Source organism: Lactobacillus sp. CBA3605, assembly GCF_002970915.1.
Classification (GTDB): Bacteria; Bacillota; Bacilli; order Lactobacillales; family Lactobacillaceae; genus Lactiplantibacillus.
The window spans coordinates 2,398,528-2,414,167 of sequence record NZ_CP027190.1 but is presented as its reverse complement, the minus strand read 5'-3'; the positions used below and the strand labels follow the sequence as shown (position 1 = coordinate 2,414,167).

The 15,640-nt window shown below is 40.1% G+C and carries 9 protein-coding genes and 1 pseudogene; 4 read left to right on the top strand and 6 right to left on the bottom strand.

Features of this window, described 5'->3' with window-relative positions; genetic code table 11:
• Positions 1–10: 10 nt before the first annotated feature.
• From polA to C5Z25_RS11670, 3 genes are all read right to left on the bottom strand, one after another.
• A complete protein-coding gene (polA, locus tag C5Z25_RS11690) occupies positions 11–2,659 on the bottom strand; it encodes a DNA polymerase I (protein WP_105452732.1) in 2,649 nt (882 codons plus the stop codon).
• Positions 2,660–3,362: 703 nt separating this feature from the next.
• Entirely contained in the window at positions 3,363–3,845 is a 483-nt protein-coding gene (locus tag C5Z25_RS12780; RefSeq protein ID WP_105452730.1) for a transposase, read from the bottom strand.
• A 635-nt stretch (positions 3,846–4,480) separates the two neighbouring features.
• A complete protein-coding gene (locus tag C5Z25_RS11670; RefSeq protein WP_105452728.1) occupies positions 4,481–5,287 on the bottom strand; it encodes an NAD(P)-binding domain-containing protein in 807 nt (268 codons plus the stop codon).
• Positions 5,288–5,423: 136 nt separating this feature from the next.
• Between C5Z25_RS11670 and C5Z25_RS11665 the strand changes: the two genes are divergently transcribed.
• The 4 genes and pseudogenes from C5Z25_RS11665 (at position 5,424) to C5Z25_RS11650 (ending at position 10,560) form a co-directional block, all read left to right on the top strand.
• Positions 5,424–6,638, top strand: a complete 1,215-nt coding sequence (locus C5Z25_RS11665; protein ID WP_105452727.1) for an ATP-grasp domain-containing protein — start codon at positions 5,424–5,426, stop codon at positions 6,636–6,638.
• Positions 6,622–7,782: an MFS transporter gene (locus tag C5Z25_RS11660; RefSeq protein WP_105452726.1), complete on the top strand. Its 1,161-nt coding sequence runs from the start codon at positions 6,622–6,624 to the stop codon at positions 7,780–7,782. Before C5Z25_RS11665 ends, C5Z25_RS11660 begins: the two co-directional genes overlap by 17 nt.
• Before the next feature lie 5 nt (positions 7,783–7,787).
• The gene (locus tag C5Z25_RS11655; protein ID WP_105452725.1) at positions 7,788–9,008 is read left to right on the top strand and encodes an ATP-grasp domain-containing protein; all 1,221 of its coding nucleotides are present in this window, start codon (positions 7,788–7,790) and stop codon (positions 9,006–9,008) included.
• A 289-nt stretch (positions 9,009–9,297) separates the two neighbouring features.
• Positions 9,298–10,560, top strand: a pseudogene (locus C5Z25_RS11650) (ISL3 family transposase).
• A 65-nt stretch (positions 10,561–10,625) separates the two neighbouring features.
• On the opposite strand, the gene C5Z25_RS11645 reads toward C5Z25_RS11650, so the two are convergent.
• From C5Z25_RS11645 to C5Z25_RS11635, 3 genes are all read right to left on the bottom strand, one after another.
• A complete protein-coding gene (locus C5Z25_RS11645; RefSeq protein WP_105452724.1) occupies positions 10,626–11,342 on the bottom strand; it encodes a Bax inhibitor-1/YccA family protein in 717 nt (238 codons plus the stop codon).
• Positions 11,343–11,701: 359 nt separating this feature from the next.
• The gene (gene murC / locus C5Z25_RS11640; RefSeq protein WP_105452723.1) at positions 11,702–13,012 is read right to left on the bottom strand and encodes a UDP-N-acetylmuramate--L-alanine ligase; all 1,311 of its coding nucleotides are present in this window, start codon (positions 13,010–13,012) and stop codon (positions 11,702–11,704) included.
• Between the two features lie 59 nt (positions 13,013–13,071).
• A complete protein-coding gene (locus C5Z25_RS11635; protein WP_105452722.1) occupies positions 13,072–15,618 on the bottom strand; it encodes a DNA translocase FtsK in 2,547 nt (848 codons plus the stop codon).
• Between the last annotated feature and the right edge of the window lie 22 nt (positions 15,619–15,640).

Genomic DNA, 15,640 nt, shown 5'->3' with positions numbered 1-15,640 from the left:
TCTTCACTTCCTATTTTGCATCATACCAAGTATTGCCAAAATGACTTTCAACTTTCAATGGTACAGCTAACTTAATGGCCGAATCCATCACACTTGGCACCAACTTTTCAAGCGTTGGAATTTCAGCGGCTGGGGCCTCAAAAATCAATTCATCATGAACCTGTAACAGCATCGTCGCTTGTAGCCCAGAGGCCTTTAATTGTGCTTGCATATTAATCATCGCAATTTTAATAATATCGGCAGCGCTACCTTGAATCGGCGTGTTCATCGCTGTTCGTTCTGCAAAAGCGCGTTGATTAAAGCTAGCCGAATTAATGTCTGGCAAATACCGGCGTCGATGCGCAATAGTTTCCACGTAGCCTTGTTCTTTGGCCGTTTTAACAATATCAGTCATGTATTGCTTCACACCTGGATATTCCGCAAAGTAAGCGTCAATAAAACTGCGTGCTTGCTTGCGAGTAATGCCGATATTTTGTGATAACCCATAATCACTAATCCCGTAGACAATTCCAAAATTGACTGCCTTGGCTTGGCGGCGAATATTAGGGGTCACGTCAGCCGGTGACTTCAAATTAAAGATCCGCATTGCAGTTGCCGCATGAATATCATCACCAGCTTTAAAGGCCGCCTGCATATTTTCATCATGCGTGATGTGCGCTAAGACCCGCAGTTCAATTTGGGAATAATCAGATGAAAAGATCTGCCAACCGGCATGACTTGGCACAAAGGCTTGACGAATCCGTCGCCCTTCCTCTACTCGGACCGGAATGTTCTGGAGATTAGGGTCAACGGAAGATAATCGACCCGTTTGCGTCAACGTTTGTAAGTACCGAGTATGCACTTTTTGGTCGGTTGAGTGAATGGCATCCAATAACCCTTCGACATAAGTCGACTGAATCTTCGAAATTTGGCGGTACTGTAAGATATTCGCAACAATTGGGGCCTCAGGAGCCAACTTCTCTAACACATCAACCGCCGTTGAATAGCCCGTTTTGGTCTTTTTAAGCACTGGTAAATGCATTTCTTCAAATAAAATTTTCCCTAATTGTTTAGGTGACTTAATATTGAATTCTTGGCCAGCTTCTTGGTAAATAACTTGTTCAATTTCACTGAGCCGCTCTTTGAACTGACTCCCCATGGCCTTCAATCGACTACTATCCACCGTAATCCCAGCAATTTCCATTTGTGCTAGAACCAAAGCCATCGGTTTTTCAATATCGTGATATAACGGGGTTTGTTCATTTTCATCTAACTTCTTTAAAAGGTCTGGTTTTAATGCCGCAATTGCCGCTAACTTCCGAGCTAAATGGCTAAAGAAAATATGATTATCTTCTGGAATCGCCCGTTTAACCCCTTTACCATAGACCTCTTCATCCGTTGGTAAATCTAGGTAGCCATGCTGTTCCGCCAAGTTACCCAAGTCATTACTATTATCATTCGTATCAAGCAAGTATGAGACGAGTAATAAATCAAAGTCAACCGCCTTCAAGCTAAGTCCTAAGCGGTTCAACCCAACCATGGTTCGTTTCATATCAAAAACGTTTTTCTGAATCGTCGTGCTAGCCAATAGTTCGGCTAATTCTGGCTTGAGTAATAGCTCAACATCACGACTGATATACCACTGATCGGCATGGCCAATCGCAAAACCCGCAACCGCTGAGGTATGGTAATTGGCGGCAGGCAACTCTAAATAGAATTCCACATGGGTCTTAAATTGTGCTAACTCGTTTAAATTAGCCGTTGTTAACTCGGTGTACGCAATCGGCTTAGCTGGTTCATTCGTCGCAATTTTTATTTTTTTTAAGAAAGATTGAAAGTCCATCGCTTGATAGAATTCAGCCAATTGGTCGATATCTGGTCCCGTATACGCTAAGTCAGCCAAGCCCACGGTAATCGGGGCATCCCGCTTGATAGTCGCTAAAACCTTGGCCCGTTCAGCCAGTGCCTGATCCTCAATAAGATGTTCTTTCATCTTGCTAGGCTTCATCGCAGCAACATTTTCGAAGACCCCTTCAAGTGACTCATATTGTTTCAACAATTTCAGGGCAGTTTTTTCACCGACTTTGGTGACGCCCGGATAATTATCAGAAGTATCCCCAGTTAGTCCCTTCATATCAATGATTTGTGTCGGCGTAATGCCTAACTTTTCTTGCACGTGTTCAGGGGTATAGCGTTCAACTTCCGAAACGCCTTTAACGGTTACTGCAACCGTGGTCTGATCCGTTGTTAATTGGGTTAAATCCCGATCACCAGTCACGATAGTAGTCGTATAACCCGCCTCGTCTGCGGCTTTCGACAAGGTACCAATAATATCATCGGCTTCAAAGTCTTTTAATTCATAATGTTGAATACCATATGCATCCAACAATTTTTTAATGTAGGGCATTTGTTCAGAAAATTCACTCGGCGTTTTCGCCCGGCCACTCTTGTAACCATCAAACATGCCCGTCCGAAATGTCGTTTTACCCGCATCAAAAGCGACCAACATATCAGTTGGTTCGACCGCTTTAATCATATGATCAAGCATCGTATTAAAGCCATAAATGGCCGTCGTGTGTAAACCATCGGCGTTTACAAACCGCTCAAGTTGATTGTGTAATGCGAAAAACGCTCGAAACGCCACGCTATTCCCATCAATCAATAATAATTTTTTTGCCATTACCGAATGCTCCTTTAAGTCGAACGATTTCTTTAATTGTACCAAATTATCGTGTCTAACGGGGCGCGTATGATTTTAAAAGCTGGCCAATCTCAAATTACGGATTTACTTGCTATTAACTGCTAAAGAAAAAATCAAGATTATAGATTTGTTCCAACACTTGCAGTATCTCCAAGCACTAGTTTTTACGTATTAGAACTTATCTATTTTTGTTACTTTTGCATCCACATTAAATAGTGTTAGGGTTCCTTACTTTGACGTTTGAATGGGTCTTCATATTTCCATACACTCATGCAATCCAGCATATAATCACGCTTTTTTTAATTTTGAATATACCTCACTTACATAATTATCCAACTAATTATAAATGTCGATAAGGCTGCGAAATAACTAGCCTTTAAAAAGTGAAAATGGACGTACAGCCGAATTTGGGTTGTACGTCCATTTTTGCAGCTTGTTTTTTCTCGTTTAAGCTGACCTACTGCGGTCAACTCACGGATATTTAGTGCCATAACAACGATTCCGGCCTCTTTTCTGACCTTGTCAAGGCCTCGGACCGAGAAACGATTGAAATACAAATAAGCTTTCATTTTCCAAAAATTGGCTCCACATCAATCTTACGCTGAGCACAGATTGATCTAGCTTCTGGTGTTGACAGCAGTTTGCGTTCCTTAGCTTTAAAATACTCCCATGTTTCCATTGATCAAGATACGTCGTAGGTTTTCTTTGGACGTGAGAACGGTTGGGACCAGTTGTTGATTTTATCATATTTCTCGGCAACATATTCTTTAAACCGCCGGGTAAAACCATATTTATCAGTTTGTTCACGATAAGCATTAATGCTTAATCGTACGCCTTGAGGGTTAAGAAAATAGTCTTCACTATCATAGTAATCCCAATTCATAGCTTTACGGTCATCATTTTGCCACTGGCGGCTATTTTCTCTAAGCATAGTGCCGTATGGCACTAGTATGGTATGCACATCGAGTTCATCTTCACAATACCGATAATTACTTTCTGAACCACAACCAGCATCGGCAGCGATGATCTTTCCAAGGACTTGTCGAGATTTTAGATGGGCTAAAAATACTGGAAATGTGCGAGCATCTATCGGATTTTGAAAAAGATTGTAGCCTGTGGTGAATTGATTACTAGTGGCAATTTGTAGGTTGTATGCTGGTTTCAATTACCCGTTTTACATCGGATCTTCTTTGACTAGCATGAATGTGGCGTCATGATCTGTTTTCGAATAACTATTTCTTTGACCATAAATTGCTTGCTGTACTTGATGTTCCCGCATCTTCTGGCAGCATTCGTCTAACTTACGTTTCTCTTAGCTTTTAATGCTCTTCGCTGTTGCTTAGCTGGATTGGGAGAGCCCTTTTGGGTAACTGAACCTCGTCCGTCATCAAGTGCAACTGATCTGTCTTCAACCATGCTAATAACCGCGTCTAGCATTTCTGGAGTTAAGTCTGAATTATTAGGAACTGCATCAATCAACTTAGCTTCATGAAGTTCGCCTAATGAGGTATTTATCAAACTTTAAGAGCACAACATCACCTGAAAACATTTGGTGAGAATAACTAAGCAACTACATCTTTAACACCACTCTCACTAAACATTATGGAAAACTAGTCTCAGTAATCATCCGACAGTCGAGTTTTCCTTAAAACCGCTTAGAGAAGTTTCAGAAGAATTATCTCAGATAGGGTATCGAACAACGGTCCACACAGATCAAGGCTTCCAATATCAGCACAAGATTTTGGGAAAACCGCTCAAAGAACACCGCGTTATCTAGGCATGTCGCGCAAAGCAACATGCCTAGATAACGCGGCGGTTGAATTTTTTCCACATCATGGTCGAATCGAAATAAAACTGGATGGCAAGCAGCGTAAATTCTGTGTCTAGCTTTAAATCCTTTATCATATACCGTAATTTAAAATCTGATTGCATACTTTTATTGTCTTGAACCTGCTTCAATTTTGAACTAGCAAATAATGACATCCATCCATCTGATTCAACAATATGATTAACAAGCGATAAATCCTTTCCGTATTCAAAGTTCTCCGGATTAAATTCTCTCAGTGTGTAAAGCATGACAGCGCCCCACGCATTATACATAAGTTTAAATCTTGTAGGATTTACACGATTGTGAAAATTGTATTGTTTTGTAGATATAGCTTTACAAAATTCGCAAAAAATATTTTTGTAATATATATTTTTTATTTCAGAATACAGAAACAAGGGGAGTGTACCATTTTCAGCTCCAATACGACTCCCAGTAATAGGAACTTCAACCGCTGTAAGCTTATTTTTGTCGACAAGTTTATACCAGTCTTCAATACACTTCATACTAAGTGATGACAATTCAATACATATTGAATTGTTTTCCCTAAGACTTTTTAAGACACTTTCCTCTGACCAAAAATTAAATGACTCCCTATCATTCTTAAAACACCCGATGACTAAGTCATAATCCCCAGCAAAGGTAGACATTACCGTACAATTTATTCGTTCAGTTAAATGCTTAGATACAATACTTACATCAAAATCAGTCTTACTTAAAATGTTTTTTACAATTCCCGTAGTCATAATGCCATATCCCACAACAATTATTTTATTTTCCATATTTGAACCTCCAAAAAAAATTGCAAAAATCGATTTATGATAATATAATTAGAATATAGTTAGTATTATTAATTTCGAATGTTATTATATTTACTTTTTTTAATAAAAGTCAAATTTTTTAGGGAGAATCGTTAAAATGAAAATTTTTATTTATCGTTATTCACCGGCTAGTATTGCACTTGACCAACTAGATTTTTCTGCTTGGCTTGTGATTGCACCATTGAATCAAAGGGCAAGTTACTCAGCATACCTAACGACGCAACAATTGGAAAGTTGCTTTTTTTTAACCGATTTTCAATTGGCAACCGTTTTTAAAAAAGTCAAAGAAATTGATGTTTTTTCAAAGATAACCGAAATCACAACCTTAGCAGAAGAAGACATCCAATGGGTTGGTTTCTTAAATGATTTTTTTACCCGCAATACTCAAACTGCTTTTTTGGTAGATACCTGTTTCAAAGACAAGTATTATATGCGAACTGTTTTGCAAGATGTTATCTATCAACCAATTTTTTCTAACCTGTTGTCTAAAGCACAACTCAAAACTTTCTTTAAAACTAACGGTAAATGTTTAATCAAGCCAAGAAAATCGGCTGCCGCCAATGGCATTCAGATGATTAAAAACATGAGCGATATTGATGCTATTGATAACACTTTTTTTGATACCAGTTATCTGGTCGAAACCTATTCACCTTTAAAAAACATGTGCACGTGTGACGGTTTCTCACTTGATGGCCGAATAATTAATTTTTCGGTACATGAGTATGAATACGGCGTACTGGACAGTTTCACAAATAAGAAACCTTTTATTATCCGAACCAGTAAATTATATGCAAGAAAATCAATGATTCATAAACTATTCGCTGAAACTCAAAAAATAATTGCGACGACGGTTTATAAAAAGGCTTTTCCATTTCATTTTGAATTTTTTTACGATGAAGCATCTGACGCTTTGATTTTTTGTGAGGGCGCAAAACGTTTTGGTGGACAAGGTGTCATTAAACTAACTAAAAACGAATACCAGCTAGATTTCTTAAGCGACTTTTGGCACAACTATGATTTACCAATCAATGAACGACCTAAAACAAAAATATTTGATCCCGGTCAGCGAATTTGTGCCTGGTTTCAAGTTTTTATTCCCGGTGGAACCCTCACTAAAAAACCAGATTGGCCATCGAAGCCTTGGATTTCAGCAGTCTATGATTTTGTCCAAATAAATCAAAATTATGCCACACCACCAGATGCGTCCTCAATCTGTTGTTCAATTGCATTTGAAGCAAATTCAGAACCGGAATTCCAGCAACGAGTTAACTTTTTATCCAAACTAAGTCAAGACTATGTTTTTAAAAAATGAGGTGCTACTTATTTCAACTGAATATAAAATAATTACGTCAAAAACAGTGTCATTTATTGGTACGCTTGGCTTTAATGCTGTCTTAAACATTTGGATCTTACATTACTTTCACTCCAGCGCCATACTCGGAAACGCCAATGCCTACATTGGTGCCTCGGCATTTATATGTAGTATTGTTGGCGGTTATATTGCTGATGGCAAACATCTAAAAAGTGCATTGCTTATCTCAGATTTAATCGCTTGCCTGGTTTGTGTTATTAGTGCGGTGACACAGGCTTTCAAAGAACTACAAATAATGTATGTCATTGTATTCTTATTAAATATCAACGTTTATCTAAATTCACCACTTTTCAAAACATTATCCGGACATTTGATTGCAAAAGATCAACTGGTAAAATTCAACGTTAAGCTTTCCTTTTTGATTCAACTAGTGACAATTATTATCCCGCCAATTTTTACAAGCCTCTATAGCGCTTCGTTACTATCTTTTCAAACTGTACTATTCGTCAATGCTGCCTCCTTTTTCATTTCTTTTATTTGTGTCTACCAATTACCAAAAATTCATAATAAGAAAAAAGGTATCAATTATCAAAAAGCACTGTCAAACATCCTTAAATATCGCGTTTTATTACTCTTAATCATCACTGGTGGACTCTTAAACCTTATCCTCTCAGGATTCAATATACTTTCACCTATCTATGCCACTCAAACTTTGCATAATTCAAATCTATATGGCTATTTTCTGGCATTTGAATCGGTTGGGGGAATTCTCGGTATCTTATCAATCAAGTGGATCAAATTATCGGATAATATTTTATTCGAACGCTGGTCGCTGGTATTTTCAGCACTATCACTGCTGCTTATCATTTTTTTCAAAAGCACCCTACTATTCATTTTTTCAATTTCAATCTTGTCAATGTCTATTTCAAGATACAATGTATCCGTTCAATCCTTTATTCAAAAAAAGGTCGCACTAGTTCAACTTGGCAAAGTATTTTCAATTTCATTTATGTTTGCCAATCTCGGTACTATTATTGGAAGTTACTTATTCGGTCAACTTTTCACCCTATCATTACCAGCCGCAATTATCACAATTTGCCTTGGCTTAGTACTGATTGATTTAGTTTGGTTAGCAAAGGAGTGAACAAAATGAATTTAGCAATTTTATGTCCAGCAGGTCCCAAATACTATCATTTTATCGATTTTTTAAATCAGCAGTCAAACGACTATTTTTATTTGTTCGTGCCACAAAGTAAGCGAAAAAATTTTTCTCAGGTCTTATCCAATCGTCGTGTTAATCTTGTCGGCATTAAAGAATGGCAGCCAAAATCAGTTATTTCCTCGGTGGAAGCTAATTTCCAACAACATGCTTTCGATAGGATTATCGCCTTAGATGAATTTGACATCGAAACGGCAGCCTTAATTCGCAATCATTTACACTTACCCGGCCAAACACGTTTATCTGCGAATGCTTTTAGAAATAAAATTTCGATGAAGACTCTGCTACGTCGTCATAACATTAAAACGGCTAACTTTATTTCAACTGACAATGATACGAAGACCTTAGAAAAATTTGCACGTTCATGCAGTTTTCCTTTAGTAGGTAAACCCCAAAATGGTGCTGGTTCAGAAAACGTCGAAATTATTAGAGATCACTCCCAACTAAAGAAATATCTTGCTAAGCTTGTGTCACCAGCAAATAATATGCTGGAATCATTTATTAATATGCCAACCTATCACATTGATGGGTTAATGATTGACAATCAATTCATGTATGTCATCCCATCAAGATACTTTCACGACTGTTTAAGCTTTATTCAGGCTAAATCAGTTGGCAGTATCCAACTAAACGACTATGATCCTGATACAAAGCGCTTAGTTGAATATGCTAAACATGTTGTTTCCGACTTTCCGCATCCCGATAATCTACTATTTCATCTAGAAGTTTTTTACGATGGTCAAACTATTATTTTCAATGAGATTGGCTCCCGACTTGGTGGCGGTAAAATTCGAGATTGTCTTGCCGTTCAAATTCAACACAATCCGATTAATTTATTGCTTAACGCAGAACTCAAACGTCCTGATTATAATCATCCCTTGTCTTACACAATTTTAAAGCCTTGTGGTTTTATATTAAGTGCGCCTCAGGTGGGAACTTTGACTAATCTCCCAAATATGGCCAAAGTTATATTCAAAGACCACATCTTTGCTTGCCAGCAGTACACTCATATTAATGCGTTTTATAAATCTATTGACCTGAGTGCTTTATGCACTTTTGCGGTGGCAGTACAAAGTTCTTCGGCCCAAAACACTGAAAAGGAACTACTTGCCATTGATGATTGGATCAGAAAACAATCAACTTATCACTAGTCTCAGGCCCTTAAGTTATCTAAAAAGAGGCCCAATTCGTAAATGAATTGAACCTCAATTTTCCTCATCAACACCGGTTGATAAAGAACCTATTTTAGAACCAAATTGTACAAGAAAACGCCTAGCCACAAACGTAGCTAGGCGCAATTTTGTCTCTAATATACGGTTCTATGATATTTGGTGTTGATGGAGAAATCCAGCGACACCATTTTTGTAAAAAAAAGAGGCATACCACCTCTACGTGCTACAATCAAGTCGACGAAAACTAATTGAAAGCGAGAAGATTAATATGTCTCAAGACCAGTCTACAAGAATTCTTCTACAAATTAAAGACCAAAATATAACTAATTTTAAAATTCAAGATAATAGCCGGGATGTTTTACGGATTTACGCAGATCTTTCCTATTCAATTAGTGTTTGCCCACGTTGTGGGCAACACGAAATCGTTCGAAATGGTTTTAAAACAGTTAATATCAGAATTTCCAACATCAGCGAGCGAACGGCATTATTAATTTTACGTAAGCAACGCTTTCTCTGTCAGGCTTGCGGTCATAGCATACTTGCCCAAACCCCTGTAGTGGCCAAGCAGCATCAGCTTTCTCAACATGTTAAGCACCGTATTACTACAGCACTAACAGAAGACCGCACAATGGTCAATATTGCCGCAGAGTATAATGTATCAACTAATACTGTCAGTCGTCAATTAGTTGCTTTGGGGAAACAAACTAGACCAGCCTATGATGGTCTACCAACTACTTTATGCATCGATGAATTCCGTTCTACCGGGAAACAAATGAGTTTCATCGCTATTGATGCACAGAAACACGACCTCATTGCCATTCTTCCAGGACGTAGAACTAAAGAGATTAAGGCATTCTTCTTAAATCATTACTCCTTGAAAAATCGCCAGCAAGTGACCCAGGTTGTGATGGATTTTAACGCAAACTACTACACCATTATGCACAGTATTTTTCCTAACGCCAAAGTTGTCGCCGACAACTTTCATTTAGTTCAAATGGTCTTACGATCCTTAAACCAGACTCGTGTTCAATTGATGAAAAGATTTGCCCCAGACACTCGTGAATACCGCGTGCTTAAGTATTACTGGCGGCTCTATCTCAAAGATTATTCAAAACTTGAAAAAGATAAACCACAATGGTTTTCGCATTTAAAAGACCATCTAACTCAGGAACAACTAATCCTGGAGGGACTGGATCTGAATGAAGAATTTGCGAACACTTATTATTCAGCTCACGAATTAGTCGAGGCCATTCGTAGTCGAAACTATGTCGCATTTATTGAAGCTTTAGGTAGAGTTGAGAACGTTAGTCCTCAGCTCTTACAAACGATTAAGACCTTTATCAAGAATAAGCAATTTATTAAAAACATGACGGAATGTTCACTCTCAAATGGGCCTATTGAGGGTGTTAATCGTAAAATCAAACAAATAAAACGAACAGCTTATGGCTACTGAAACTGGATGAATTTTAATTATAGAATACAGATTGAATTCAAAATAAAAATAAAAAAAAGAGGCCCAATTCGTAAATGAATTGAACCTCAATTTTCCTCATCAACACCGGTTGACAAAGAACCTAATATACAATTAATAACGATTTAATCACGGCTAGATCCAGCAAAGATTTGAACGAAGTATAAGAACAAGTTAACGAAGTCCAAATAAAGTTGTAACGCCCCGGTGACAGCTAACCCAGTTGAAGAAACTTGGTCGCCATATTTAAGGTACATATCACGCATCCGATTGGCATCCCACATGGATAGGCCGGCAAAGATTAAGACCCCAATGTAAGAAAAGACGTAACTAATCATGGCGCTTTGCAAGAACATGTTAACGACCGAAGCAACTAACAAACCAATCAATGCCGCTATTAAGTGCGTCCCTAACTTAGACATATCCCGCTTGCTAGTGGTCCCAATCACGGCCATGGTTGCAAAAACCGCCCCAGCAGCTACGAAAGCCCCAAAAATAGTGGCTTTGGTATAAAGTGCCAACGTAACGGACATTTCAACCCCAAAAACAACGGCAAATAGCATTAATAATGAAAAACTAATTGCCGGATTGCGGGTCGCATTGACTTGAATCCCACCAATCATCGCAAACATGCTGACCATGAAAATAATCAAGAAAATTAACGGATGTTGCCCAAAAGCAGCGTTAATTTGCGTCATGAAGACGTTCATTGCCAAGTATACCGTCACTGCTGAAACTAAAACAGCTAACGTCATGTAACCATACATTTTAGTTAAGAAGCTCCGTAACCCGACTTGCGTGTTAATGGTACTTGGTTGCGGACCATTTTGAAAATTATTCATAGAATCCCTCTTTCGCCTAAAAATTTAACTGTTGATACTTCAAAAGCCTAAGTTTAAGGTACTAATTGCCGTCGTCATCACGGATTGTCACTCACTAATAATCAGTCAGTGACCGACCTGACACTAGTTTTTCAATCACATGACTGCGTCTTAATCTTTCAGACATTGCCAATCAGTCACCTCAACTTTCTTGTCATCTAGTTTATCAGATTAGTCAAAGAAGGTAAAACAGTTAGGTCGATAAAGCTTTAAAATTTTTGTAAAGGTCAACGCAATAATTAAGCGACGCTTAGGACCTAGTCCCAAACGCCGCTTACTCACCGACTGGAATGGTGTCACCATCCCAGTCGGTTTGCTTATTAGCCAATCAATGCTTCATAAGCTTTTTCATATTTTTGAATATCACCAGCGCCCATGAAGACCACAACGGCATCATGATACTGGGTTAAAGCAGACATATCGTCAACGGTCACAATTTCGCCACCATTAGGTAACTTAGCCGCCAAGTCTTTTGATGACACATCCCCGCTCTTTTCACGCGCTGAACTAAAGATGTTCGTCAAAAAGACATGGTCTGCCTGACTTAAACTCGTGGCAAACCCATCCATGAGAGCCTTGGTCCGAGAATAAGTGTGAGGTTGAAAGACCGCTAAAATTTGCTTATCTGGATACTTTTGCCGAGCAGCGTCTAAAGTGGCTTTAATTTCTGATGGATGATGTGCATAATCATCAATCATCATCATATCGCCCACTTTTTTCTCGGAGAACCGCCGCTTGACACCACTAAAACTTAATAGTTCGCGGCGAATTTCATCTAAATCAACTTTTTCAAAGTAAGCCACCGCAATTACGGCCGTGCTATTCAAGACATTATGTTCTCCAAACAACGGAATTTCGAATTCACCCAGTGAGTCACCATGATAAGTCACCTCAAAAGATGACCCCTTCGTTGTCCGCTTAATGTTAACCGCTTGAAAATCATCACGATCCTTGGTGCCATAATAATAAACAGGTGTGTCGACGTCTAGTTGCCGTAAGCTTTCATCGTCGCCCCAAGCAAAAATGCCTTTTTTGACTTGGCTGCCAAACTGTTTAAAGGCAGACTGAACATCCGCCAAATCATGATAATAATCCGGGTGATCAAAATCAACGTTGGTCATAATGGCGTAATCAGGCTGATAAGCGACAAAGTGACGCCGATATTCATCCGCTTCAAATACAAAGAAGCGGGCATCGGGAGTCCCTTTTCCAGTCCCATCACCGATCAAGTAACTAGTTGGGGCAATATTACTCAATACATGGGCTAATAACCCCGTAGTTGATGTCTTACCATGGGTTCCAGCAACCCCAATACTCGTGTAACCAGCCATTAATTTACCTAAAAATTCATGATAGCGATAAACGGGTAACCCCATTGCCCGAGCTTTTTTAATTTCAGGATGGTCATCAGTGAAGGAATTCCCAGCAATAACTGTTAATCCCGCATGAATATTAGCCGCTGAAAATGGCAACATTTTAATTCCAGCCGCCGCTAATCCTTTTTGCGTAAACGTGTATTGTTCAATATCTGAACCTTCAACTTGGAACCCCTTATCATGCAAAATCAAAGCTAATGAACTCATACCGGAGCCCTTAATGCCTACAAAATAATAAACTGTTGCTTTATCCATTGTTATTAATCTCCCATATTTGTTATTCATTAATTAAACCATGAATTGTTAATTTTTATTTATGAGTTAGCTTGTAAGTTAGTTAAATCATCCGCCGTAAAGTAAACATCACGTGGTTTCGATCCTCTAGCTGCCGAAACATAATCGCGTTGCTCTAAGTCATCGATGATATTTGCCGCCCGATTATAGCCCACTGAAAAAGTTCGTTGCAGTTTTGAGGTTGAAACGGTATCTTCCTCGGCTAAATAAGCCAATACTTCAGGCATTAAGTCGTCTTGACTCTTAGCGACTTCTTCATGTTTCGCTAAGTTATCCGGCTGAAATTCATAATGAGGGGCCGCCTGTTCACGGACAAATTGCGCAATATCATCAATTTCACTGTCCACATAAGTCCCTTGTAATCGAATTGGGGTACTTTGCCCATTACCAAGGTACAACATATCGCCACGCCCTAATAAGCGCTCCGCCCCACTCGCATCTAAGATGGTCCGCGAGTCAATCTGACTGGCCACCATAAAGGCAATTCGTGTTGGGATATTATTCTTAATCAAACCAGTTACGACATCCACACTTGGTCGTTGCGTTGCGACTAACAAATGAATCCCCGCTGCTCGGGCCTTTTGCGTAATCCGAGCAATATAATCTTGGACTTCACTAGACGCCACCATCATCAAATCAGCCAATTCATCAATCACAATCACGATATACGGCATTTTAAGGCCATCTTCATGATGGGCCACGGCCATTTCATTGAATTGTTCAATGTTCCGAGCACCGCCAGCCGCTAACTTATCATAACGGTTGTCCATTTCATCAACGACCCATTTTAAGGCCGCTGACGCTGCTTTGGGTTCTGAAATAACTGGGGCAAGTAGATGTGGCACCTTATCATAAGGGGCTAACTCAACTGCTTTTGGATCAATTAGGAGCAACTTAACTTCTTGCGGATTAGCCTTATACAACAATGAAACTAAAATACTGTTAATAAAGACTGATTTCCCCGAACCAGTTGCACCAGCAATTAAGCCGTGTGGCATCTTCCGTAAATCGGTAACTTGCGGTTGCCCAAATAAATCCACACCCAGAGCCACGGTTAAAGGTGACTTACTATCGCGGAATTTATCTGAATTGAGCACTTCTGACAACATAACTGGTCGTGATTTCTTATTGGGAATTTCAATTCCGACCGTATTCCGACCGGGAATTGGCGCTTCAATCCGAATATCTTTCGCCGCTAAGGCCAATTTTAAATCATCATTTAAATTCGTAATTTTGTTAACTTTGACACCACGTGCTAATTTTACTTGGAATTGGGTAACAGTTGGTCCAATCGTCCAATCAACCACATTCGCATCGACGCCAAACGCATCAAGCGATTCATCCAGGGCACTCGCCTTGCCTTCAATCCAATCATCCATTTCGGATTCATCTGGAATGACTGGTGCTTTTAATAAATCTAGTGGTGGCAAATGATACGCCGCTAGTTCTTGCTTAGCTAATACCGGCGCTGCCGAAGTCCCGTTATGGGCCGCGGAGACTGGCGTTACGTCAGCTTCAACACTAGCACTCGTGGAGGCTGGTGTTGTAGTCGTTCGTGGTGTTGACGTTGGTGTTACTGGTGTTGATGCCACTACCGGATGCACGACCCCGACTGGTTGATAAAGGTCTGCTTCGGCCACCGGTGTTGTTGGGGCCGGTTGCTTACTAGGCTCATCTTTAAATAGCGCCAAGTCTGCCTGTGCATTATGCTCTTCCGTCATAATTGCATCGAGCGATAACCCTAATCCATGGGTAGGCTTAGCCGCTGCACTGGTCACATCACTGGTTGGTGCTACCGTCGTGACAGCACTAGTCGCCACGCTTTGCGACGCTGCTACTTCACTAGTAACTGTGATAGCAGTATCAACAGCACTCGCAACCGTCCTACTTGGCATAGCAGATTCAGGCGTAGTGGGCTGCTCAACTTGATCAATTGACTGCACTGTGGTCACTGGTATTGAAACGGCACTATCAGCCGTTGTTGGCAATACTCGATCAGTTAAGTCAATTGGGTGGGTCGGTTCAAAAACAACCGTCGGCGCACTGCTAGCCACGGCTACCGATGCGCTACTTACTGCCGCTACCTGTTCGGGTTCAAAGACCACCGTCGCTGCATAACTAGTTGGTGTCAAAGTTACCGTTGGCGCTGCCGGCGTAACCGGGGCAGCAGCCTGACTCGGTTCAAGCTGTGATGATTCAGTATCAGCCCGCTCAATATCGGTCGCCGTTGCAAACAGTAAATAACTGGTCGCAGCTTTGTGCAAGCTTGCTTCAATCTCCAAGTAATTAGCTTGATCAGTTGGCATGACGCTCCCCATCAAGTGAGCCGTTGGCGCTAATTGGGCTGGCACATGTGACGGATGAAAAATGCCATGCGTTCTTTGCGTAGCAGGTGCCGAACTAGCTGATGTAGCTGGCATCGCTGGCGTTGATGCCGGGGCCGCTGGTGCACTATTCGGTGGCGTATCCACCGGTGGTGTTGGTTCAACGACCGCTGGCGATGGTTGTTTTTTAGTTGTTAGTTGGTGATATTTCCGGTAAAAAGCCGGGCCATCATAATGGGTCATTTTCAATCATCCTATTTAATAG